This window comes from Halorussus salinus, assembly GCF_004765815.2.
Taxonomy (GTDB): domain Archaea; phylum Halobacteriota; class Halobacteria; order Halobacteriales; family Haladaptataceae; genus Halorussus; species Halorussus salinus.
Window position 1 is genome coordinate 494,313 of record NZ_SBIS02000008.1, and the last position, 23,584, is coordinate 517,896.

The 23,584-nt window shown below is 64.5% G+C and carries 15 protein-coding genes and 1 pseudogene; 8 read left to right on the forward strand and 8 right to left on the reverse strand.

The window, feature by feature from the left end; translation table 11 throughout:
• Positions 1–92 precede the first annotated feature (92 nt).
• Complete coding sequence (locus EPL00_RS19270) at positions 93–2,885, forward strand: DUF1156 domain-containing protein (RefSeq protein WP_135853933.1); 2,793 nt, start codon at positions 93–95, stop codon at positions 2,883–2,885.
• A gap of 476 nt (positions 2,886–3,361) precedes the next feature.
• Here the strand turns inward: EPL00_RS19270 and EPL00_RS19275 are convergent, their stop codons facing one another.
• On the reverse strand, positions 3,362–4,804 hold the full coding sequence (locus EPL00_RS19275) for a hypothetical protein (RefSeq protein WP_135853932.1): 1,443 nt from the start codon (positions 4,802–4,804) through the stop codon (positions 3,362–3,364).
• 14 nt (positions 4,805–4,818) lie between these two features.
• Positions 4,819–7,443: an AAA family ATPase gene (locus tag EPL00_RS19280; protein ID WP_135853931.1), complete on the reverse strand. Its 2,625-nt coding sequence runs from the start codon at positions 7,441–7,443 to the stop codon at positions 4,819–4,821.
• 138 nt (positions 7,444–7,581) lie between these two features.
• Between EPL00_RS19280 and trxA the strand changes: the two genes are divergently transcribed.
• Together trxA and EPL00_RS19290 are read left to right on the forward strand one after the other, a co-directional pair.
• Entirely contained in the window at positions 7,582–8,061 is a 480-nt protein-coding gene (trxA, locus tag EPL00_RS19285; RefSeq protein ID WP_135853930.1) for a thioredoxin, read from the forward strand.
• Positions 8,062–8,150: 89 nt separating this feature from the next.
• The gene (locus EPL00_RS19290) at positions 8,151–8,756 is read left to right on the forward strand and encodes a class I SAM-dependent methyltransferase (protein WP_135853929.1); all 606 of its coding nucleotides are present in this window, start codon (positions 8,151–8,153) and stop codon (positions 8,754–8,756) included.
• A gap of 7 nt (positions 8,757–8,763) precedes the next feature.
• Here EPL00_RS19290 and EPL00_RS19295 read toward each other — a convergent pair whose 3' ends face one another.
• Entirely contained in the window at positions 8,764–9,126 is a 363-nt protein-coding gene (locus EPL00_RS19295; RefSeq protein ID WP_135853928.1) for an SHOCT domain-containing protein, read from the reverse strand.
• A 292-nt stretch (positions 9,127–9,418) separates the two neighbouring features.
• On the opposite strand from EPL00_RS19295, the gene EPL00_RS19300 reads away from it, so the two are divergent.
• From EPL00_RS19300 to EPL00_RS19315, 4 genes and pseudogenes are all read left to right on the forward strand, one after another.
• Positions 9,419–10,942 carry an SLC13 family permease gene (locus tag EPL00_RS19300; protein ID WP_202932702.1) on the forward strand — a complete coding sequence of 508 codons (1,524 nt, stop codon included), beginning with the start codon at positions 9,419–9,421 and terminating at the stop codon, positions 10,940–10,942.
• 80 nt (positions 10,943–11,022) lie between these two features.
• A complete protein-coding gene (locus EPL00_RS19305) occupies positions 11,023–12,219 on the forward strand; it encodes a nitroreductase family protein (protein ID WP_135853927.1) in 1,197 nt (398 codons plus the stop codon).
• A gap of 209 nt (positions 12,220–12,428) precedes the next feature.
• Positions 12,429–13,352: pseudogene (locus EPL00_RS19310) on the forward strand (S1C family serine protease); the annotation flags it as partial.
• Positions 13,353–14,958: 1,606 nt separating this feature from the next.
• Positions 14,959–16,200, forward strand: a complete 1,242-nt coding sequence (locus tag EPL00_RS19315) for an orc1/cdc6 family replication initiation protein (RefSeq protein ID WP_135853926.1) — start codon at positions 14,959–14,961, stop codon at positions 16,198–16,200.
• 1,086 nt (positions 16,201–17,286) lie between these two features.
• Here EPL00_RS19315 and EPL00_RS19320 read toward each other — a convergent pair.
• The 4 genes from EPL00_RS19320 to EPL00_RS19335 form a co-directional block, all read right to left on the reverse strand.
• On the reverse strand, positions 17,287–18,096 hold the full coding sequence (locus EPL00_RS19320) for a hypothetical protein (protein ID WP_135854354.1): 810 nt from the start codon (positions 18,094–18,096) through the stop codon (positions 17,287–17,289).
• A gap of 102 nt (positions 18,097–18,198) precedes the next feature.
• Positions 18,199–19,839 (reverse strand): response regulator, encoded by a 1,641-nt coding sequence (locus EPL00_RS19325; RefSeq protein ID WP_135854353.1) that lies wholly within the window; start codon positions 19,837–19,839, stop codon positions 18,199–18,201.
• 122 nt (positions 19,840–19,961) lie between these two features.
• Positions 19,962–20,678 (reverse strand): ThuA domain-containing protein, encoded by a 717-nt coding sequence (locus EPL00_RS19330; protein ID WP_135854352.1) that lies wholly within the window; start codon positions 20,676–20,678, stop codon positions 19,962–19,964.
• A gap of 3 nt (positions 20,679–20,681) precedes the next feature.
• Positions 20,682–21,833, reverse strand: coding sequence for an MBL fold metallo-hydrolase (locus tag EPL00_RS19335; protein WP_135854351.1), 1,152 nt, complete (start codon positions 21,831–21,833; stop codon positions 20,682–20,684).
• A gap of 145 nt (positions 21,834–21,978) precedes the next feature.
• On the opposite strand from EPL00_RS19335, the gene EPL00_RS19340 reads away from it, so the two are divergent.
• The gene (locus EPL00_RS19340; RefSeq protein WP_135854350.1) at positions 21,979–22,230 is read left to right on the forward strand and encodes a hypothetical protein; all 252 of its coding nucleotides are present in this window, start codon (positions 21,979–21,981) and stop codon (positions 22,228–22,230) included.
• A 729-nt stretch (positions 22,231–22,959) separates the two neighbouring features.
• On the opposite strand, the gene EPL00_RS19345 is transcribed toward EPL00_RS19340, so the two are convergent.
• Entirely contained in the window at positions 22,960–23,463 is a 504-nt protein-coding gene (locus EPL00_RS19345) for a YciE/YciF ferroxidase family protein (protein ID WP_135854349.1), read from the reverse strand.
• Between the last annotated feature and the right edge of the window lie 121 nt (positions 23,464–23,584).

Below are 23,584 nucleotides of genomic sequence, written 5' to 3' on the forward strand. Positions count from 1 at the left end.
GTGGAGTCGCAGTCGGACGCGAGGAGGGCGCGGTCGTGCGAATCCATATACAGGTTTATCAACACCAAGCCCAACAACAGCGGTATCTACCCATGGCAGGCGAGTCAGACCGACCCGAACTCCCCATCGAGCGGGGCTTTCCCATCGAGCGCATCAACGAAATCGCCGAGAAGGAGAGTCGCGCCAAGCAGTACTACCGGCCAATCTACACGATGCACAAGTGGTGGGCGCGCCGACCGGGGAGCGTCTTCCGGGCCATCTGTCTCTACGCGCTACTGGACGACCCCGAGGAGGTGTCGGTGTTCGAACCCGGCGAGAACAAGACGCTCTCGGACTTCGGCGGCGGGGCAGACGAGATTCGGGACCTCCTCGGCAACGTGAACCAAGCCGACCCCGAGTCGCTGTGGGACCTCTACCCCAAGGACGTGCGCGTCGAGGACAAGAAGATTCTCGACCCGTTCATGGGCGGCGGGACCTCGCTGGTCGAGGCGTCGCGCTTCGGCGCGGAGACGGTCGGGTACGACCTGAATCCGGTGGCGTGGTTCGTCACGAAGAAGGAACTCGAAGCGGGCCGGACCGACGTGGCGGACCTCGAAGCCGCGTTCGAGGAGGTCCGCGACGACGTAGCAGACGACATCACCCAGTACTACCGGACACCCTGTCCCAACGCCGCGCCCGAGGAGGCCGCCACCGAGGAGGCCCCGGCCGCCACCGAGGAGGCCCCGACCGCCACCGAGGAGGCCCCGACCGCCACCGAGGAGGCCCCGGCCGCCACCGAGGAGGCCCCGGACGCCAGCGACGACCCGCTGGCCCACGGCCACGACCACGAGGCCGACGTGATGTACAACTTCTGGGTCAAGGAACTGGACTGCGTGTCCTGTGGCCACACGGTGCCGCTGTTCAAGGACTACCGCGTCGCCAAGGGTCGCTACGACGACGACGACAAGTACAACGTTCTCTGCCCGGACTGCGGGGACATCGTGCTGGTGGACGACTGGCGAAGCGAGTGCAGTTGCTCGTCGTGCGCCCACGAGTTCGTGCCCGAGGAGGGCAATGCTTCTGGTAGTAACTACACCTGCCCAGATTGCGGCCAAAAGTACGGCATCACCGACGCGATTCAGGAGCAGGGCGGGTTCGACCTGCGACTCTACGCCGTCGAGTGGTACTGTCCGACCTGCGACGAAAATACCGGTTCACGAAGCGAATCGAAGGGATACAAACCAGTAAGTGCTTTTGACGAAGCACTTTATTCTGAGGCCGCTTCCGTGTGGGAGCAACAGGAAGGATTGCACCAGTACATTCCTGATGAAAAAATTCCAGAAGGTGCAATCACGGCGTCATCTTCTATCAGTGGAAACGACGTATTCAATCATGGGTACAGGTTCTGGGAGGATATGTTAAATGAACGCCAGAAACTATCTCTCTCTAAACTTCTCAAGAAAATAGAAGGGATAGAAGACCAAAACGTAAAGGAGTATCTTCTGCTGGCCTTCAGTGACTGCTTACGAACTAATACTTTGATGTGTTCTTACCAGCCATCTAGAAATCACTCCAATCACATCTTTAAGACAAATTCGTTCGACCCTCCGCAACAACCATCTGAAGGAAACGTTTGGGGAGCAGAATACGGGATGGGAACGTTCCAATCCATCTGGAATATGGTGATTAGTGGTGTCGAATACGCGAACGCACCTACTGAACGGCACGTAAAGAAAGGAGAAACGATAGAAACTGACAAATTTGCTGGCACAATTGGAGATAAGTCAGAAGTCTACCAAGGAGATATGCGGAAAATCAGCTCGGAAGATGAGTACGATGCAATCATTTCTGACCCACCGTACTACGACAACATCATTTATTCAGAAGTGTCCGACTTCTTCTACGTCTGGCTAAAAATCCTTCTCGAAGACGAGTACGACTGCTTTTCTGCCGAAAAGACCCCACGCGCCGAAAGCATAGTCACGAATCCGTATCTCGACAAAGACGTAGAAGACTTCGAGTCCGAACTTCACCACGCCTTTTCGGTGATTCGCCGTGCAGTAAAAGAAAATGGAGTAGTCGCATTCACGTATCATCACAGCGACTCCGAATCGTGGGGTGAGTTGCTTGAATCACTCTGTGAAAGCGGATTCGAAGTGACGGCGACGTATCCGATTAACTCCGACCTTCACAAGTTCATCGGTGGTGAGGCAGTTTCGTTCGATATTGTCGTCATCGCCCGACCAGTCGAGGAGCGCGAACCCATCACGTGGCGCAACCTCCGGCGGAACATCATCAAGACCGCCCAAGAGACTCGCGCGGACTTGGAGGAGAACCGCGAACTCAAGTCCGGCGACATCGGCGTCATCGAGATGGGCGAGTGCTACCACGAGTACTCCAAGCACCACGGCGAGGTCCGACGCTACGGCGAGATTATGGACGCCAAGGACGTGGTGGACGAAATCTACGGCATCATCCAAGAGAACAGCGAACTCGGCGAGGTCGAGGTGTTCCTGAGTCTCCTCGGGACGACCAGTCCCTCCTACGACGACGTGAATCTGGAGTGCCGGTCGGCGAACGTCACGCCCGACCAGTTGAAGGCCAAGAAACTGTTCTCGACGGCGGACGGCTTCAGCCTCGGGACGTGGAACGACGACGCCCGGCAGGCGTACATCGAGGAGCGCGTCAACGGCACCGTCGAGGAGTCCCTGTCGGCGCTGGACAAGGCCCAGTTCCTGCGCTACCGCTACGAACACGGCAAGACCGTGGGCAACTACCTCCAGAAGTGGCGCGACGACGACGACCTGCGCGAGACCTGCGAGTCGCTGGCGGAAGTGACCGACGACGAGGGGTACGAGCGACTCCTCGGCGGCGACCAGTCGCTCGGCAGTTTCGGCGACGAGTAGCGCCGCTCGAACCGCACCGCGACCGCAGGCCGCTCTGTCGCCGACGCCTCTCAGACCGCACCGCACAGCATCGCAGACTGCGCCACGACAGCAGACTGCGCCACGACAGCAGACTGCACCGCGACAGCAGACCGCACCGCGACAACAGACCGCACCGCGACAGCAGACCGCACCGCGAACCGCGCTGTTGCCGACGCCTATCAGACCGCACCGCACAGCACCGCAGACCGCACCGCGACAACGGACCGCACCGCGACGGCGAACCGCACCGCGACGGCGAACCGCGCTGTTGCCGACGCCTATCAAACCGCACCGCACAGCATCGCAGACTGCGCCGCGACAGCAGACCGCACCGCGACAGCGGACCGCTCCGCGCCGCACCGCCCGGCACCGCCCCGCTTCGCACCGCTTCGCACCGCTACGCAACGCTCTTCATTGCTTTGGAAACGGGAAATATTTCTATAGGATTGGTAGCGTTAGGTCTCGTCCGTTCGGGACGACCCTCCTCGGGACGACTCTTCTCGGGACGGCCGCGCGAGGTCACCGTACAGGTCGGCGAGTTGCTGGCGAAGCACCGCCCCGAGGTCGCCCGCCTGCGCGACCCGAACCGGGCTGTCGGCGTCGATGGGCGTCGCAAGCGAGTCGTCGTCGTCCACGACCAGCAGGCCGTTGTCCGCGCCGTACCAGTCGTCGGGACCCCCGTCGAAGACCAACCGCCCGTCGTGGCGCATGTACGCCAGATATTCCAGTAGTTCCTCGACGCCGCGCTCGACCGTCGCCGCGCCCGACTCGCCGTCGCCGTGGTACTTCACTTCCACCACGAACGAGCGGTCGGGGACGACGCGGCCGGACTCCTCGTAGACGACCAGCACGTCGGGGCGCTTGGTCGCCACGCGCGAGTCGGTGTCGAACAACTCCCCGCGAATCCGGCGGGTGCGCTCGCGGGTCTCCTCGCGGCGCGTCACCGACCCCGCCGCCGCGTCGGCGGTACTCCCGAGGAACGAGAAGTCCTTCGACCCGGCGGCCTGCTCGTAGAACACCAGCAGTCGGTCGCCGTCGGCCAACTCGAAGCGCGCCACTTCGTCCCGTCCCCGGCGAATCGGCGCGAGGTCGCCCGACGCGCCGACCACCGCCGATAGCTCCTCGACCACCGCGAACAGGACGTAGAGTTCGAAGAGCGTGCTGTAGGTGCGCTCGGCCGAGCGACCCGAACCGGTGGGCACGACGAGCGTGTTCGCCAGCAGGTCGCGCAACTCGTCGCGGTCCGGGTCCGACGAGCAGACCGCCTCGTACCGCCGGTATCGCTCGGCGGCCTCGCGGTACAGCGCGTGGCGCGACCGACGGGCGGCCTCGACCATCGCTGGCGTCGGCTCGCCCGGCTCGGGGTCCCGAATCCGGTTCAGGACGACGTTGCTCGCTATCGTCCGGCGGGTCCGGTCCAGCAGGCCGTCGCTCCACGCGTCGCCCCAGTCGTAGGCCGCCAACTCGTCGGCCCACGTGTCGAGTCCGGCTTCGAACCGGTCCAACAGCGCCCGCAAGAGGAGGTTCTCGTCCAAGTCGTACTCCTCGTAGCGCGACTGGGTGACGAACAGCGTCGAGTCGTCGGGGTTCCGGGCGTAGCGTTCGCGCATCGTCTCGCTCCAGTCGATGCGACTCGACACCTCCGAGCGCGTGACCGTCGATTCGGTCGCCGTACCTGTCCGGAGTTCTCGAACCCGCCGCCGGAGCGCGTCGGCGAACGCGACCGTCTCGGACTCCAGCAGGTAGTGGAGGACGAGCAGGTCCTCGAAGCCGACCGCCCGCTCGCCGAAGGCCGCGTCCGCGAGCGCCTCGCCCACCGCGTCGCTCCGTAGCTCGCCCGACATGACGTACAGTTCGAGGTCCGTCGCCACCCGCTCTACGAGTTCGTCCGGCTCCATGCGACGCCTCCGGGCTACCTCCGGAACTGCTCGGTCGCCGCCCGGTCGAGGGCGTCGCCGTCGATTCGGGACAGGCTCGCCAGTTCGTCCAGCACGCTCTCGCGTCTGGTCTCGACCATCCCCTCCAACTGCGGGAAGGCGTAGGCGACCACGGCGTCGGCGATGGCCCGGCGGCGCTGTCGTTTGGTCCCGCGCGGGAGCTGTTCGACGTACGCGAGCATGTCGCGCGCGACGGCCGGGCCGAGGCTCCGAGCGTACTCGTGGTCGTTCATCACCCGCCACGCCCCGAGGAGGCCCGCCACCACGGGGTCGCCGGGGTCCACGCCCACGTCGTCCCACGCGTCGAGGTACCCGGCGGCGAACTCCTCGGGCGTCGGGTCGGTGTCGTCCGGTCCCGGCACGGTCGGGGCGTCCACCCGGACGAACGCGAACCGGCGCATGAACGCGTAGCTCATGTCGTACAGCGAGGTCTTGTCGTAGCTGTTCATCGTGGCGAGGAGCCGCCACGCGTCGGGGACGACGTACTCCTCCAGCGAGAGGTCGGTGCCGCCCGACTCGTCGTCGCCGCCCGCGTCCCCGTCGGGGGCGTCGTCGTCACGCGCCGGGCGGACCAGAATCTCGTTGCCCTGCTTGGTCTCGTAGGGCAACTGCACCGACTGGCCCGACAGCACGGTGAACAACTGGCCGAACGCCTTGTCGATGTCCGACCGGTTTATCTCGTCGATGACGGTCACGTCGTTTCGCTGGCGGCCGTCGCGCTTGAACCGCCGGAGGAGTTGCCCCGGCCGGAAGGCCAACTCGCCGTCGCCGTCGCGTTCGGGCATGTACCCGCCGACCGTCTCGAAGGTGGACCAGTCGGCCGTCGCCGTCGTGAGGTGGGTCCCGGTGTACACGTCGTCGTGTTCGGCCGCCAGATGCGCCGCGACCTGTTCGGCGAGTTCGGTCTTCCCGGTGCCCGGCGGTCCGGTAAAGATGACGTGGTTGCCCGCGTTCAGCGCGGCCCGAACCTGATTCAGCAGGTCGTCCAACCCCGTCGCCATCGTCTCGGGGAAGTGAAGCCCCTCCACGTCCGCGGCCGAAATCTCGACTTCGGGGTCGGCGGTCACGTCCAGCGGCGTCTCGTCGGGGCGCGGACCCGGCCCGAACTCGTTGAGCCGGTCGAACTCGGATTTGACCGACGCGAGTTTCGCCCGGACGCGGTGCCACCGAAGCTCGTCGGTGGGTCGGTCGGCCCGCTCCAAGTCGAGTATCGAGCGCCAGTCGGAGGTCCGGCGGTCGTCGCCGACGTGGAGACCGTACTTCACGTAGTCGTGGTGGAACCCGACGTACAACTGGTAGTGGTCGGTGTGGGACTCGCCCTCGTCGGGGTCGGGGTAGACGCAACACCAGCCGAACTCCCGGAGCTTCTGCATCGGTCCCATGAAGTCCACGACGTGAGTCCGAAGCCCGCCGTCGTCCGCGAACGACGACAACTCGCTGGCCACCGCCTCGAAGTGGTGGCGAAGCCGCGGCTTGAGGAAGTCGTAGTAGACGCCCCCGAGGATGGTGTAGGGCCGCCACCCGGTCGTGATGTCGCCGTCGTGGTCGTCGTTGACCCGCTTTTCGTCGGCCTCGTAGGCTTTCGGACTGAGTTTCCCGTCGGCGTGCCGGTCGAGCGCCGCGACCCGGATGCGATTTATCGGCTCGCCGTCGGTGTCCTTGTTCTGCCAGTACTCCCGGAACGAGGCCGGTAGCTCACCGTACAGGTCGTCGTAGACCGGGACGACGTTCCGCGGTCCCTCGTCGCTTCGGGGGTCTATCGCGTCGAGGTGCGCCGACACGTCCCAGAGGTGGTTCAGCAGGTAGTCGTTGGTGAGTTCCGGAAACGTCCCGAGACCCAACTCCCGGCCGAGCGCCGCGACCGTGTCCGGACTCACGTCCACCCCACACCGGTCTTCGAGCGCGATGGAGATGTCGCTGCTCCACGTGTCCACCACGTCCTCCGCGCGGTCGCTCGTGAGGTCTACCGACGCCGCGTGACTGTCGTGGGTCGCCTCCCGGTGTGGTCCCCAGTTACAGAAGTACTCGACCAACCCCTCCGCGGCCGGGACCGCCTCGTCGGTCGTCGGTGCCGACCGGAGGTCCCCGAACAGCCAGAGCGCGGCGTGAATCGCGGACAAATCGAAGTAGTAGCCCGCCGCTTCCGTCTGTGGACGACTCCTGTCGGGGTCCGGACGAGCTATCGTCCGCGCCCGCGACCGGACCTCCTCGACCAGCGCCTCAGGCGTCTCGGAGTCGATTTCGCCGTACGTGCCGACGAACGAGGGCGCGTCGTAGCCGAGCGTCGCCGCCGCCTCCGAACTCTCCACCGCGTCGGGCGAATCGAGGAGGTAGTGCCACGCGACGGAGACGTGATGCTCGGTCTCGTCGGAGTAGAACCCGGCGTCCGACCCGGCGTGGGTCTCGTAGTCGTCGTCCCGGACGGTGCCGAACCCGACGACGCCGACGCCGCTCAGGAAGGCGAACACGCGGTCGCCAGCGGACGCTCGGTCGGGGAACCCGTCTCTCGGCCCGTACGTCGCGACGACACCGGCGTCGAGGGGCCGCCGACCGTCGTCCGGGAGCGACTCGCTGTTCGTGTTAACCCACCAGTAGGTCATGTCTCGTCCTATCGTCACACGATTTGTTGTTAATTGTTTCCATCGCTACGTATAACCGGAGCGGAGCAACACGACGGAGACCAGTATTGTGCGCCTTTTACAAAACAGTTAAATTCGTTGAACCCGAACCACGACGTGATGAGCGAAGACGAACTCGAATCCATCCGCGAACGGAAGCGCGACGAACTCCTCGGCGATGGGAGCGGCGCAGGCGACGCCGCCGCGGCCGGGAGTGACGCCGCCGCCACCGAGAATGACGCCGCCACCGGGAGCGACGGAGACGCCGGGACGGCGGAGGCCCCGAGCGAACCCGTCCACGTCGAGAGCGTCGAACAGTTCTCGGACGTGACCACCCAGTACGACGTGACGCTGGTGGACTTCTACGCGGACTGGTGCGGTCCGTGCAACATGCTCGAACCGACCGTGGAGGCCATCGCACAGCGCACCGACGCCGCGGTGGCGAAGGTGGACATCGACCAGCATCAGGGGTTGGCCACGCAGTACGGCGTCCGCAGCGTGCCGACACTGTTGCTGTTCGCCGACGGCGAGCAGGTCGAGCAGGTCGTCGGCGTGCAGGACGAGGAGACCCTGACGAAGCTCGTCGAGCGGTACAGCTAAGACGCACTCGTCGGTCCCGCCGCGGTAGTCTTGTCTCTTTCGCGCACATCCCACAGTCGTTAAGGGGGTCGGCAACCGAGTCGGAGACGATGGGCTTTCACACCTTCGACCCCGAGTCGGCCGACAAGTTGGAAGACGCATCGCGGTACAGGTATCTCTCGCGCGAGGAGCTAGTCGGCGCGCTGGACCTCGACCCGGACCGGAGCGCCGTCGCCGACTTCGGGAGCGGCACGGGGTTCTACACCGACGACGTGGCCCCGTTCGCCAGCGAAGTCCGCGCCGTGGACGTGCAGAGCGAGATGCACGAGTTGTACCGCGAGAAGGGCGTCCCCGAGAACGTCTCGCTCGTGACGGCGGACATCGGGGACCTGCCGTTCGCCGACGGCGAACTCGACGCCGCCTTCTCGACCATGACGTTCCACGAGTTCGCCGGGGACGGCCACGGAGACGGCGCGGCCGACCGAGCTGGTGCCGACGATAGGTCGGGTGCCGAAGTAGAGGTCGCGCGCGTCCTCCGCGAGGGCGGGCGCTTCGTCGTCGGCGACTGGAGCGCGAACGGCGACGGCGAGAGCGGGCCGCCGGTCGGCGAACGCTACGACCGCGACGAAGCGGTCGAACTCCTCGAAAACGCGGGGTTCTCGGTCGTCCGCGCGGACGAGCGCCCCGAGACGTTCTTCGTCGTCGCCGAGCGGTGACGCTGGGCTAGCTCTGCAATCGGTCGCGCCGTTCCTCGAACTCCTCGTCAGAGAGGTCGCCGCGGGCGTAGGCCCGGCGAAGTTCTTCGAGGGCGGGGTCCGACGACGAGTTCGATATCGCGCGGTAGAGGAGATACCCACCGCCAGCGAGGACGACCAAGCCGACGACCCAGAAGCCGAACATCCACGTCGGCGTGGCGCTCCCGCCGAACCCGCCGGGACCGGTCGGGCCGGTCGGATTCGCCGGACCGTGCATCCACCATCCCATCCCCATCAGCGGCCACGCGAACAGCATCGTCACGACCGGGAGCAACAGTAACACCGCGAGCGCGACGAGGAGCAGTCGGGAAAGTTGTGCGTCCGTCGCCATGTTCTGCAAGACGCCTTCCAGCGGTAAAACTCTGCGTCGGCGGGCGCAAGTACTCGAACGGTGTGGCGCTGCGTGGACGCGAGAGTACTCGACCGACCGTAACCGAATCGAGGAGCGAGAGGGACCGCTTCAAGATTCGGGAAGGGTTCCCTCCTCGCGGAACTGTCGCCCCGAAGATATTTCCGGCGGTCCGTGGAAGTGACGCCAGCAATCGTGTCGGGAGCATCGGACTCGGAGCGACGAGACCGGGCGCGGGACGCGACGTGACCCGTCCGCGCTCGCCGAACTGGCCATGAAGCTCCCGCGCCCGCCGAACTGGCTGGTCGTCCTCGTGGCCACGGCCGCGACGGTGGCGGTCGCCGCCGCGCCGACGCCCGCGGGGTTGACCCCCGAGGGCCAGCGCGCGCTCGCCACCGGCGTCTTCGCCGCGAGCCTCTGGATTACCGGCGCGCTTCCCCTGCCCGTGACCGCGCTGACGGTCCCGTTCTGGCTCGCCGCGCTCGGGGTCTACCCGACGCTCGCCGAGTCGCTGTCGGGGTTCGCCGACCCGGTGGTCTTTCTCTTTCTCTCGACGTTCGTCCTCGCCGCGGCGCTCCAGAAACACGGGCTGGACCGCCGAGTCGCACTCCGTCTGCTCGGGCGCGTCGGGACGACTCCTCGCCGGGTCGTCCTCGGCGTGATGGTCCCGACCGCGGGTCTCTCGATGCTCATTTCGAACACCGCGACCGTGGCGCTGATGGCTCCCATCGCCGTCGGCATCGTCCGGCAAATCGACGCGACCGCCGAGGAGTCCGTCGGGAACCTCCACACCGCGGCGCTCCTCGGGGTGGCCTACGCCGGGAGCATCGGCGGCATCGGGACGCTCGTGGGCACGCCGCCGAACGCCATCGTCGTCTCGGCGCTCGCCGACGCGGGTTACGAGGTCGATTTCGTGGAGTGGCTGGCTATCGGTCTGCCGACGGTCGCCGCGACGCTCCCGCTGGCGTGGTACCTGCTCGTCTCGCTCTATCCGCCCGAGGAGGTAGACGTGTCGGCCGCGCGCCGGAGCGCCCGCGAGACCGCGACTTCGGCTGGCGCGCTCGACCGGACGGCCAAGCGGGTCGCCGTCGTCTTCCTCGCCGTGGCGACGCTCTGGCTGGTCGGCGGTCTGGGCTTTCTTTTCGAACCGCTCCTTTCGTCGCGGTGGTACACGACGCTCTTCGGGAGCGAAGGCGGCGCGGGCGACGCCGGGTGGTTTCTTGGGGCGGGCGATTATCAGGGACTCCTCTACTTCGTGACCGTCGGATTGGCCGCGATTCCGGTCCTCTTTCTCGTCGGCGGCGTCGAGTGGGACGACGTGGAGCGAATCGACTGGGGGACCCTGCTGCTGTTCGGCGGCGGCCTCTCGCTGGCGGACGCGCTCGCGGACACCGGCGCGACCGAGTGGCTCGCGGCCGGGGTCGTCCGTTCGCTCGGGACGGCCCCGCTGGTCGTCCTGCTGGCCGCCGTCGTCGCGCTGACCGTCGCGTTGAGCGAACTCGCGTCGAACACCGCGACCGCGGCACTCCTCGCGCCGGTCCTCATCGAAGTCGGTGGTGACCTCCCGGCCGCGGGCGTCGATGCGGCGCTCCTGTTACCCATCGCGAGCGCGGTAGCCGCGAGCTACGGCTTCGCGCTCCCGGTCGCCACGCCGCCCAACGCCATCGTCTTCGGGACCGGCGAGGTGACGCGCGGCCAGATGCTCCGGGCCGGGTCGGTGCTGGACGTGGTGTTCGTCTTCGTGACGACGGCGGTGTTGCTCGCGCTGGCGGTGACGGTGTTGCCGGGCGTGGTGTGAAATTCCCGTCGTACGACGAGTCACGCCTCGGACCACACGCACAACTAAGTCCGTGGCGCTCGTGTCGGGCGTTCGTAACTATGGGGGAGCAGAATCCGGAGATAGTACGACGACCTAGCGAGCGCGAGCGCCGAGGCCTCGTCTCGCGGGCCAGCGAGACGATCGGCGAGACGGTCGGGCAGGTCTCTCTGCGGCGCAGGTGGGTCGGCGGACCGCGACCGTGGCGAGTCTCAGCGTCGGCGTTTCCGAAGGAGTCGGCGCTGGAGAAGCGCGCCCGGTTTCTCGTCCGGTACGCAGTGTTGGCACCGTCGAGTCACAACACCCAGCCGTGGCTGTTCACGGCCGACGACGACGAGATTCGGCTGTTCGCCGACTTGGACCGGTGGCTGACGGTGGCCGACCACGACAAGCGCGAGCTGTATCTCAGCCTCGGGGCCGCGCTGGAGAACCTGCTGGTCGCGGCCGACCACTTCGGACTGGGCTTCGAAGTGGCATACATGCCGGGGAGCGACAGCTCCCACGCCGCGACGGTTCGGCTGTCGGAGTCGTCGGGGTCGCCCCAGTCGTCGGACTCACAGCGTTCACCGGAGTCGCCGCTCGAAGGCGGCGACTCCGCCGAGGAGTCGTCCGCCGACTACCGAGGAGCGCGACTGTTCACCGCCATTCCCCACCGCCGGACCAGTCGCGGGCGATTCCGGGCCACACCGATACCGACCGCGGACCTCGCCGCGTTGGACCGCCACTGCGTCGAGGCGGACGTATCCCTCCAGATGGTCGCCGACGCCGAGACGCTGGACGCTATCGCGGACCTGACCGCTCGCGCGAACCGGCGGTTGTACGCCGACTACGCCTACCGACGCGAACTGGGCCGGTGGGTCGGTCGCGGCGCGTTCGGCGACCCGTGGCCCGCCGCGAAGGTCGGGAAACTCGCCGTGAGCCACCTGAATCTCGGCCGCCAGCGCGCTCGAAAAGACGGGCGAGCGATACGCGAGGGGCCGGTCGTCGCGGCCCTTCGGACCGACGACGACGGCCGACGGAGCCAGATTCGAGCCGGACAGGTGTTCGAGCGGTTGAGTCTGCTCGCGACCGCGCTCGGCATCGGGATTCATCCGGTGAGCGCCGCGCTGGAAGTCGGGGGGTTGCGGCGGGAGTTGGTCGACCTCCTCGGGCGACCGGACCGTCCGGCCCAGCACCTCTTCCGACTGGGTTACCCCGAACGGGAGAGCGAGGAGCGGCGGTCTCCTCGACGACCGGCCGAGGCGGTGCTGGTCGATTGAGCGAGCGGGGCGAGAGGCGGGACTCCTCGGCCGAGCGTGCGGAGTGGCCTCGTCCGACCGAACGTACGGAGCGACGGCGTTCGACCGAGTTCGTGTGAATCAACCGCACACTTATATCCGGTCGGTCCTAACCTCGGGTGAGTTCGCCGCCCGACCCCGATTCTCGCCGGGAGACCCGGACGAATCGCACGCCGGGAGCGAACCCGAGAATGACGACCGAAGACAACAGACACGGAAGTTCTGACGGAACAGATGTGGGGAGCGGGGAAGACCACGAGTCCTACGAGCGACTCTACGACGAGGCCATCTCCTCCATCGTCTCGATTCACGCGACGGTGGAGACCGCGGGCGGTCCGACCACGGCCGGGGCCGGGTCAGGGTTCGTCTACGACGACGAGGGCCACGTGGTCACGAACCAACACGTGGTCACGCCGCCAGCGAGGCGGCGGCGTCGAGGCGAGAGGAGTGAGACGGTCGGCGAGCCAGCGGTCGGACGCACGGTCGAAGTCCGGTTCAGCGAGGGCGACTGGCGGACCGGCGAAGTCGTCGGTGCGGACGCCTACACCGACTTGGCGGTCGTCCGCGTCGATGAGGTCCCCGACTACGCCGCCCCGCTTCCGGTCGCCGACCGGAACCCCGACCCCGGCCGCCCGGTCGCGGCGCTCGGGAACCCGATGGGTCTCGACGGCACCATCACCGCGGGCATCGTCAGCGGGACGAACCGGACGACGCCGACCGGGTCGGGGTTCACCATCCCCGACACGATTCAGACCGACGCCGCCATCAACCCCGGTAACTCCGGGGGTCCCCTCGTGACGATGGACGGCGAAGTCGTCGGCGTCAACCGAGCCAAACAGGGCGAGAACATCGGATTCGCCATCTCTCCGGCCATCGTGACCCGCGTCGTGCCGACGCTAATCGAGACCGGCGAGTATCGCCACTCGTATCTCAACGTCCGGACCGTCAACGTCTCGCCGACCGTCGCGGAGGCGAACGGACTCGACGAACCGGCGGGCCTCCTCGTCGTGGACGTGCGCCTCGGCCCCGCGAGCGGTGGCTTGAAAGGCTGTCACGGCACGCGCTCGGTCCGCGGGCACGAGGTCCCGGTCGGCGGTGACATCATCGTCGGCGTCGGTAGCGGGTCGCACGGGAGGCTCCTCGGAGCGGAGACCGAAGCGATAGCGTCGAAGTCGGATTTGGAGTTGAAGTCAGAGTCGGAGTTGGAGTCGAAGTCGGATTTGGAGTTGAAGTCAGAGTCGGAGTTGGAGTCGAAGTCGGAGTTGGAGTCGAAGTCGGAGTTGGAGTCGAAGTCGGAACTGGAGTCGAAGTCGGAACTGGAGTCGAAGCCGGAATCGGAATCCGACGTTCGAGCGGTCCGCTCGCACGAGGAGTTGATGCGGTATCTCATCACGGAGACCGAACCGGACGAGACGGTGACGGTGGAGTTGATCCGTGACGGCGAGCGAATCACCGAGTCGATGACTCTCGGAGAGCGACCTCGGCCCGGCGGGTCGAAGTCTCACGTCCCGGTTCGGTAGCCGAGTTCCGAGTTCCGAGTTTCGATAGCGGAGTTCTTGCCAGTACCACTGGCGAGGGGTCGAACCCCGTCGTTTCCGCTGTCTTTTGTGGGCCGAAAAGCGTGTTCTGAGCGGTTCCCCGACGGTTTGGCGAGCGATGCCCACTTCGAAACGTGTTGGTAAGGCAAGAAAACAACCCCACCATTTCCGCTGTTTCGACGCTGGTACGTCGTCGGACGCCGAGGCAGAAAGATGCGACTCTGCGATAGTAGACGCACGTCGGCGGCGTCAGTATGGCAAGACTACGGGCGTCAACATCGAGAAATCGCGGATACCGGCACAGAGAGACCACGGATAAGAGCGTGGCGGGACCAGAGCAAGGCCGCGGCAACACCACTGTTTCCGCTGTCTCGACTACGGAGTGAATAATTTCTGAAGAGGTGAAGGCCACCGATACGGTCGGCGTGACGGCTCGATTCGGCGGAATTGGCGAGGTTCGAGCGGAGCAAACGAGGAGAACGAGTCGTGTGACACGACGCCCGTGTCGGCTTTTTTCTACCACACCCTCCCCACTGTTTCCGCTGTCTTCGCGTCCGAGGGAAGGGCCGAGTGATTTCGGCGGGTGGTCGGGGTTCGGCTCCGACACACCCACCCCATCGTTTCCGCTGTTTCGGCCGGAGGAGGCGGTGGGTGAGTGAAGAATCCGGGTCGCCTTCTCGAAAATGGGTTCGACCCTCCTCGAAGACCGAACCCGATCCGCCTCGAAAGCCGGACCCAACCGGATTTGTCGTCTCTCGGTGGTCGGATTCGTTCACTCAGCGACCGTTTCGAGTTCTGACGCGACACGGTGGAAACGAACCACGAGCTGGACGAATTTACCCGAATGACGGGCTAAGACAGCAAAAATTCTACTCCAAACTGCTACCGTAATCGTTGTCGCTTATATAGTCTATTTCGTCTATTTCTACTACGGTTACTGTTTAACAGTTTCCTATATAAACCTTGCGCTTATATACAGAGTCTCTACCCCACCCACCCTCTCCGCCGGAAAGCTCCGGAAACGATGGGGTGGGTGTGTGTTTAAGTCAATGGGGACTCCGGAAACGATGCACCCCCGGAATCAATCCGAGAAATAAAAACCTTCGGGACATCGGAAACAGCGGACGCCGTAGTGACCACGTAACTTTATACGTCCGCCTCTCCAAGCGTCCAGATATCGACAATGTCATCGTTCAGCTTCGACCGGGACAACTCCCTCTACAAGAACCGCGACGCGCTCTTAGAGGAGTACACCCCGGACAACCTCGTCGGCCGCGACGAGGAGTTAGAGGAGTACCACGCCGCCCTCCAGCCGATTATCAACGGCGAGGCACCGTCGAACATCTTCCTCTACGGCAAGAGCGGCGTGGGCAAGACCGCCGCGACCCGGTTTCTCCTCAACCGACTCCAGAACGACGCCGCGAAGTACGACGACATCTCGCTGAACGTCATCGAGATAAACTGCGACGGGCTGAACTCCAGCTATCAGGTCGCCGTGCGCCTCGTCAACACGCTCCGCGACCCGTCCGAGCAGATAAGTAACACCGGCTACCCCCAAGCGCAGGTCTACAGCTTTCTCTGGGAGGAACTCGACAAGGTGGGCGGCACCGTCATCGTGGTCCTCGACGAGGTGGACCACATCAACGACAACTCCATCCTCTACCAGATTCCCCGCGCCCGGTCCAACGGCTACCTCGAACACGCCAAAATCGGTCTCATCGGTATCAGCAACGACCTCTCGTTCCGCGACTCGCTCTCTGCCAAGGTGCGCTCGTCGCTCTGCGAGAAGGAAGTGTCCTTTCCGCCCTACGACGCGACCGAACTCCAGAAGGTCCTCAGCCAGCGCGAGCAGGTCGCGTTCCACGACGGCGCGCTCGCCGAGGACGTGATTCCGCTCTGTGCGGCCTACGGCGCGCAGGACGCCGGTGACGCCCGGCAGGCCCTCGACCTCCTGCTCGAAGCGGGCGACCTCGCCCGGAAGGAGGCCGTCGAGCAGGTCACGGACGAACACGTCCAAGAGGCCCGCGAGAAGCTCGAACGCGACCGCATCATGGAGGGCGTCGCCGACCTGACCGAACACGCCCGGCTCATCCTCTACGCGCTCACCTCGCTGGAGGCCGAAGCGGAAACCCCCGCCCGCTCGCGGGACATCCGCCCCCGGTACGAACAGCTCTGCAACCACGTCGGCACCGAACCGCTCACCAGCCGCCGGATGCGCGACCACCTCGCGGACCTCGCGATGCTCGGGGTCATCTCCTCGACCGAGAAGAACGAGGGGATGTCAGGCGGGAAGTACCGCGAACACGCCCTCAAACAGGACCTCCAACTCGTCGTCACCGCCCTCGAGGAGACCATCGAGTTCGCTGGAGTCCACGAGAGCATCCGGCCGTACTACCAGACGACCTTCGAGGACGCCGAGAACTGAAGACGCCGAAAACGGAAGACGCCGAGAACTGAAGACGCCGAAAACGGGGGCACCGAGAACTGAGGCTCCTCGTTCCATCCCTCCCACCGCACGCCGTCCGACCACTACCCCGTCGTTTCCGGTGTCTTTTCGTCAGTCGGTCTCGTCCCGACTCCCCATCGCTCCGCCGACTATCCGGTAGTCCTGCCGTTTCTCTCCGGCGGCCCCGGCGCTTCTGTCCGCCCATCGTACTCGTTCTGCTCGGCCGCAACGCTCGACCCGGATACCGTCACACCAGAGTTTCCGCTGTCTCGGGCGTGAAATCTGACCCGGAGGACACCGATATTTCCGCTGTTCCGACCGCCGACGCCGTGAACGGCTACCCCGTCGTTTCCGCTGTCTTTCCCGGACGAGCATCCATCGAACTTCCGAAACCGACGGCATCGAAATTCCGAAACCGACGGGAATCCGAGACCGAGGAGTCCCGACCACGCTCCCCGGCGTCGAACCGGCGAGACAGCGGAAACTCCGGGGTCACCCCTCGGCCGAGTCCGGAGCGCGACAGCGGAAATTGCGGGGTGAAATCGGCGTTAGAGTCGGTAGTGGGGTCGGTAGTGGAGTCGGTGGTGGGGTCGGTAGTGGAGTCGGTGGTGGGGTCGGTAGTGGAGTCGGTGGTGGGGTCGGTAGTAGAGTCAGTGGTGGGGTCGGTAGTAGAGTCGGCGGTGGCCCTCCTCGTCGGCCCCGACGAGTGTCCAGTCAGCGGCGAAACAGCGGAAACGACGGGGTCACGGATGTGCGGCGGTTGGAGACGAACCGAAGGCGAGGAGTACCGTCCGGAGAGTGACGACAGGACGACCGGTCGGGCAGAACTGGACCGACCGGGCAGAACTGGACCGACCGGGCAGAACTGGGCCAATCGGTAGAATTGGACCGAACGAGTAGAACTGGGCCAATCGGTAGAATTGGACCGAACGAGTAGAACTGGGCCAATCGGTAGAATTGGACCGAACGAGTAGAACTGGGCCAATCGGTAGAATTGGACCGAACGAGTAGAACTGAGCCAATCGGTAGAATCGGACCGAACGGACGGAAAAGAACGCTGCGAGTTTACTGGTTGTGTTCGACTTCCAGAATCCGGGAGTCGCAGTCCGAACAACTGACCGCCACCACGTCCATCGTGCGACAGCACGACTCGACGGTCTCCTGTTCCATCTGAATCTCGCCGCCGCAGTCGGGGCAGGATTCGAGGAAGATACGCAGTCCGCTCAGGACGCGACTCTGGTTGGTGACCGTCAGCGCGTCCCAGTCGGGGTAGCGGTCCTCCAGCACCTTCGCGGCACCGAGGTCGGCGACGAGCGCGGCGCGGGACTCCCACTGGCCGAGTCGGCCGTCGTCGTACTGGGCGACCATCGCCTCGTCGTGTTCCTCGAAGGTGAGTTTGTCCTCGTCCACGTCGAGGACTTCGCTCAGGAGGCTCTTCTCGGTCCCGTCGCGGTTGATGGCGTCCATCTCGTCGTGCCACGTCCCCCGGAACTCGTCGGAGAGACAGAGGTCGTCCATCTGCTCGCAGGGTTCGACCGCGCCAGCGTCGGCCAGCACCTCCTCAGGCTCGCGTTCCTCCTCGCTCACTTCCACCTGTTCGTCTTCGAGTTTGTCGAACTTCGCCAGCACCCAGTCGGGGAAGTACTGCTTGGTGAGCGTCGGGGTCCCCGGCACGAGATAGCCTCGGAGGTAGATAGCCGCCAGCGAGCCAGCGAACACCGCCGCGCCCCCGACCGGCGTGAGGACGTACGACACCGCGGCGCTCCCGACCGCCGCGATGACGACGTTGACGATAGTACACGGTGTACACCGGTTCTCGCCCGTGTACTCCGGTTGTCGAAACCGTTCTACCAATCCCGATGATTGCGTACTCATATCGTGTACTTGTTTATTTTATACGTATATATTTGTTGCTGAAGGAAGTGGACACGTTTCGGCGCACGTGTCGCTGTTACGACTCCCCGCCGAGCGCACGCGCTACGATTCTCCGCCGAGCGCGGAAATCTCCTGCCACGGAGACACGTCCTCGACCGCGCGCTGAAGTCGCAACGTCACCGCGCCGCCGTCGGTGTGATAGTCCTCGAACGCGAGTTCGCCGCCGAACTTGCTGACTATCCAGTGCGAGAGCCAGAGGCCGAGTCCGCTCCCGTGGTGGAGCGCGGTCTCCTCGCCCTCCGTGAGGACCTCGCGCTCGTCCTCGGGGATACCCGGCCCGTCGTCCAAGACGGTTATCTCGACCCACTCGCCGTCGTCGCCCGTCGCCGAGACCGCCACACGCACCGCGGGTTGGTCGTCGTCGTTGTGTTCGATGGCGTTCTCGACGACCTCGCTGATGGCGGCCTCCAAGGTCTTGTCGGCGTAGACGCGCGCGCTCTCCGGGAGACACGTCGTAATCGTGGCCTCGGGGTACGACTGGCGGAACTCCTCGCAGGTGCGTCTCACGCAGTCGGTCACGTCGATCTGCTTTTTCTTCCGGTCGCCGCCGTCGAGGGTCTTGCCGACCTCGCGGGCCTTCTCGCTTATCTCGATGAGTTCGTTGGCTTTCTGTTCGATGACGCTGGCCTCGCGGGCGGCGGGCGGGAACTCCTCGCCGATGTTCTGGGCGCGACCCAACACGACGTTGAGGTCGTTGCGGAGGTTGTGGCGCAGGATGCGATTGAACACCTGCAACCGCTGTTCGCGCCGGACGAGTTCCTTGCGCGTCTGCACCGAGTCGATGGCGTACGCGACGTTGTTGCCGAACTTCGAGAGGACGCGACGCTCGGTCTCGCCGAACGCGTGGCGCGCGTCCGACCAGACGCTCAGGACGCCGTAGGCCTGCTCCTCGTAGACGAGCGGAATCGCGGCGACGGCGTATCTCTCCGCCGTCGGGTCGGCGTTCAAATCGAAGCCCTCTTCGAGCGTCGCGGTGCGCTCGACCTGCACGGTCCGGGTTTCGACGGCCTCTCGAACGGGAATCCGGTCGCCCCCATCGCTGGTCGGTCCGTCTTCCGGGTCGAGGACCACCGCGTCGAGGTACCGCTGTTCGACGCCCGACGACACCTGCGGGCGGACCGCCATCGCGTCCTCGTCCACCTTCCCGACCCACGCGAGGACGTACGGGTCCGAATCGGCCAATCGGTCACAGACGGTCTCCTCGATGTCCTCGCGCGAGGAGGCCCGCAGGACCGCTTGGCTCACGTCCCAGATGAGGTCGTTGACGGCTATCTGGCGCTCGGCCAACTGCTCGGTCCGTCGCCGGGAGACGGCGTTGTCGATGCGGTTGGCCAGCACCGCGAACTGGTCTTTGCCCTCGCTCTTCCGGAGGTAGTCGGTGACGCCCGCGGAGATGGCCTCGCTGGCGATGCGCTCGTTTCCGCCGCCGGTCAGCAGGATGAAGGGGATGTCGGGGTAGTCCTCCCGAACCACGTCCAGAAACTCCAAGCCGTCCATCCCCGGCATCTCGTAGTCGCTGACGATGCAGTCGAACTCGTCGGCGTCGAGCAGGGCGAGCCCTTCGTCGGCGCTCTCCACCGTGTGAACGTCCATGTCGTAGTCGTCGGTGAGAACGCCAGCAGTCACTCTGGCGAAGAAGTCGTTGTCTTCGACGTGAAGGACACGGTGGCGCGCGTCTGCCATTCTACGTCATGGCGGTTTCGCGGCTACCTAATAAATGGTTCCATTCTTTTAACTTTACTGATTCCAGTATCAAAATTGATGCCGCGCTATCAGTGTTGATTAAAACACGAAAATCGGGAGTTTCAACCGTCTTCTGGCGGTTTCGGGACGTTCCCGAACGAAGTGTCGGAATTACTGATAGGAGTTGCCCACGAGACGGCGTTTGCTACGACTTTCTGTATCTCGGGCTGTTTATATATCGGATACGTCTCGTGACCCGGCCGGAAGTAGAAGACGCGGCCCGACCCGCGTCGGTAACAGCACCCGCTTCGGAACACCTCGCCGCCCTCGAACCAGCTGTTGAAGACGAGGGTGTCCGGCGCGGGCACGTCGAATCGCTCGCCGTACATCTCGGCCTCGGGGACCTCGATGGACTCCGGGACGCCCTCGGCGATGGGGTGGCCGGGTTCGACCAACCAGAGCCGTTCCTTCTCGCCCTCGTTGCGCCACTTCAGGTCGCAGGTCGTCCCCATCAGGCGCTTGAAAATCTTCGAGAAGTGCCCCGAGTGCAGGACCAGCAGGCCCATCCCCGAGAGGACTCGCTCGTGGACGCGCTCCACGATTTCGTCTTCCACTTCGTCGTGGGCCTCGTGTCCCCACCACGTCAGCACGTCGGTGTCGTCTAACACCTCCTCGGTGAGTCCGTGTTCGGGTTCGTCTAAAGTGGCGGTTCGCGTCTCGAACCCCTCGTCTTCGAGGAAGTCGGCGATGGTCGCGTGGATGCCCTCGGGGTAGACCTCGCGGGCCTCCTCGTCGTTTCGCTCGTGGCGGTACTCGTTCCAGACTGTAACTGTGGTCACGTGTTACTCCTCCGTAGTCGCGTCCGCAGTCGCCGTGTCGTCGGTTGCCGTATCGTCGGCCGCCGCGTCGCCGGTCGTTCCGTACTCGAACATCGCGTCTACGTCCGGGTCGGATTCCACGAGTTCGTACCCGACGCTCCCGTCTCCGACGGTCTCGTCTTCGATAGCCTCGCCCTCCTCGCCGCCGGTCGGCGTCACGACGCCGTGACGTTCGAGGTGGTCCAAGTGCGCCCACGCCTCGCCGGGGCCGTGCATGATGTGGATGTTCGAAAGCTCGCCGAAGAGGTCGGCGCTGACGGTCCACGCGTCGGGGGCGTCGCGTTCGCGCAGAACCTCTAGCACGCGCTCGGTGCGCTCGCGGTGGTGGACCGCGATGTCGCGCGCCCGCCCCGCGGGGTCGTCGATGGGGTCGCGGTGGCCCGGCCACGCCCGGTCGTAGTCGGCCTCGATGATTCGCCCGAGCGAGGAGAGATACGTCCCGAGCGGGTCCTCGACGCGGGGGTCCGCGCCACCCACGTTCGGGGTGTACTTCGGCAGGAGCGCGTCGCCCGCGAGGAGGTGGCGCTCGCCGTCGGTCCCCCGACTCCCGGTCTCCTCGTCGGCCCTCCCGTCGTCCGTTACCCCACCGTCGGCGTCGAACGCGAACCCGGAGAGTCCGGCGCTGTGGCCCGGCAGGTGGACCGCGCGCAACTCGACGCCGCCGCAGTCGAACGTCGCGCCGTCGGCGAACGTCTCGACACTCGGCGACGTGCCCTGAATCTGGTCGTGGAGGTCCAAAAAGTCTAGTAGCTCGGTCCGCTTCTCGTCGGGCACGCCCCACCGCTCGAAGAGGTCGCGCTCCTCGATTTCGACCTTGTGGTTCGCCCCGTCGCCCGCCACCATCGGCGCGTCGGCCTCGTGGACGAACACCGTCGCGTCGCTCTCGGCCTGTATCTCGCCCGCGAGTCCGGCGTGGTCGTGGTGCCAGTGGGTCAGCAAGATTCGGTCCACGTCGGCGAACGACACGCCGTACTCCGCGAGTCCGGCCCGCAACTGCTCGCGGCCCTCCTCGGTGGCGACGCCGGTATCGACCAGCGTGGTCGGGCCGTCGCCGTCGAACAGGTAGGCGTCGTTCTGCCCCTCGAAGACGGTGTTCCCCAGTTGGATTCGTTTCACGGTCGTACTCGGCCCGTCCCGGATAAGTCGTTTTCTCTCCCGGAACAGTCGCGGACTCCTCCCGTCGAGAGGAGTTTAATTACTCTCGTAGTAAAAATTCATCCGGAACGTTTATGATAGATACGAGTCGCCCTTCGAGTACCCGATGAGCGAACGACTCCAGCGACGGGAGCAGGACGAAGACCCAATCAATTGGACCCGAACCGACGACGGCGTGGAAATCTACGACGAGACGAACCCCGACGCGTGGGTGCGCATGGAGTTCGTCAGCGGCATCGCCCCGGAGAAACGCCTCTACGGCGTCTGCGACGACTGCGGACTGGTGACTGCACAGCGCGCGTTGCCCTCGGCGAGCATGGCTTGCGGGAACTGTGGTGCGGAATTCGGGGATGGGTAGAGCGAGGAGGATTCGGGTATCAGGTCTCCTCGGCTTTCTTGTTCGGATGCTTAGTGAGTCCCAAAAATTCTATGTTCAGTTTTTCAGTCAGGCAGACCCAACGTGCCCACAGTTTGGACACTTGAGTTTCACTTTATCTCCGCGGATTAGCCTACTCTTTTTCTTTGCGTTACCCGACCTTTTCAGACACTCGTCGTGAATGGCGGCACCACAACTACTGCATTCTTGGGCGTTTTTTGGCTTTGCGTCTCCTCCACACACCGCACAATACTTGGAATCGGAACTGAACAGTCCCATGTTGAACCCCGCCACACACTGACACGCTAGACAATTGTCACGTTACCGATTGAGCATTTTCCCACCTTTTGCATCAACCACTTCAGTATTTCCCCGAGGTATTTTCTCGAACTTGACTAGCTTTATTCACGATTTGTATGATATTGGCATCTGTTCTCGTATTGTCTTTCATATCTGTCCATTATTATTTAATATTATGTATAATAATTTCCCGGTATCCGGCACCTCAGCGGCCTTTTCCGACGGAACAGTACCCTGTTGTTCGGTCGTCGCTACCAGTTACTCGAACGGGCTTTTCGGGACGGTCACGTTGTTCAGAGTCATTTTGATACAGAACCCGGCCGCTCAATCTATTATTTTCCTCTCGATGTTCTCGTCGGTTGCTTCGACTAGTAAGCTAAAACTACAATTTCTCAATCACTCTAACTTCCGTTACAGCAACTTATCGACGAACGACTCGAACTCGGCCCCTTCCGAAACCGACTCCAACTCGTCCAGTGCATCCGAATCCTCGTCGCGGTTCTCCTCCAGCAGGTCCACTACCTCGCTGTCGGCGTCGATGGCGTCTGCGATTTCCAGCAGACCCTCGTAGGCGGTCAGTTCCAAGCGTTCGGCTTTCCGGCCGAGGTGGTTGTAGAGGGCGTTCTGGACCGCTACGTCGTTGCCCTCCGAATCTATCTCGCGCTTCTCCTCCCGTAGCGCGTCGAAGGTCGGCACCGTGCGCTCGTGAGCGTCGATGTCGAGGAGACCGAAGACTCGTTCGAGGCGTTCGACGTGTTGTGCGGTCTCGTCGCGGTGGTCGGCGAAGCCGTCCACGAGGTCCGAGTCGGTCGCGCTGGTCTGGAGTTCGTCCAGCAGGTCCCGAAGTCGGCGCTCGCCGTAGTAGATGCCGCGGAGTTCGTACTCGAATAGCTCCTCGGGCGTGTCGAGGGTCATGGCGCACGACTAGCCCGCTCACGGTCTTATCCCTTGTTGCAGATTTCGCGCGGCTCTCCTCGGTCCGTCGAGTCTCCCTTCACTTCGGTCTCACTCCACTCGATTCCGACACCACTGTTTT

What these genes read in the sequence shown, in the direction of transcription:
- EPL00_RS19300 (WP_202932702.1), top strand. Translation starts at nt 9,419, where the DNA reads ATGAAGCTCCCGCGCCCGCCGAACTGGCTGGTCGTCCTCGTGGCCACG.
- EPL00_RS19305 (WP_135853927.1), top strand. Translation starts at nt 11,023, where the DNA reads ATGGGGGAGCAGAATCCGGAGATAGTACGACGACCTAGCGAGCGCGAG.
- EPL00_RS19280 (WP_135853931.1), bottom strand. Translation starts at nt 7,443, where the DNA reads ATGACCTACTGGTGGGTTAACACGAACAGCGAGTCGCTCCCGGACGAC.
- EPL00_RS19345 (WP_135854349.1), bottom strand. Translation starts at nt 23,463, where the DNA reads ATGACCCTCGACACGCCCGAGGAGCTATTCGAGTACGAACTCCGCGGC.
- EPL00_RS19275 (WP_135853932.1), bottom strand. Translation starts at nt 4,804, where the DNA reads ATGGAGCCGGACGAACTCGTAGAGCGGGTGGCGACGGACCTCGAACTG.
- trxA (WP_135853930.1), top strand. Translation starts at nt 7,582, where the DNA reads ATGAGCGAAGACGAACTCGAATCCATCCGCGAACGGAAGCGCGACGAA.
- EPL00_RS19325 (WP_135854353.1), bottom strand. Translation starts at nt 19,839, where the DNA reads ATGGCAGACGCGCGCCACCGTGTCCTTCACGTCGAAGACAACGACTTC.
- EPL00_RS19340 (WP_135854350.1), top strand. Translation starts at nt 21,979, where the DNA reads ATGAGCGAACGACTCCAGCGACGGGAGCAGGACGAAGACCCAATCAAT.
- EPL00_RS19320 (WP_135854354.1), bottom strand. Translation starts at nt 18,096, where the DNA reads ATGAGTACGCAATCATCGGGATTGGTAGAACGGTTTCGACAACCGGAG.
- EPL00_RS19270 (WP_135853933.1), top strand. Translation starts at nt 93, where the DNA reads ATGGCAGGCGAGTCAGACCGACCCGAACTCCCCATCGAGCGGGGCTTT.
- EPL00_RS19315 (WP_135853926.1), top strand. Translation starts at nt 14,959, where the DNA reads ATGTCATCGTTCAGCTTCGACCGGGACAACTCCCTCTACAAGAACCGC.
- EPL00_RS19295 (WP_135853928.1), bottom strand. Translation starts at nt 9,126, where the DNA reads ATGGCGACGGACGCACAACTTTCCCGACTGCTCCTCGTCGCGCTCGCG.
- EPL00_RS19290 (WP_135853929.1), top strand. Translation starts at nt 8,151, where the DNA reads ATGGGCTTTCACACCTTCGACCCCGAGTCGGCCGACAAGTTGGAAGAC.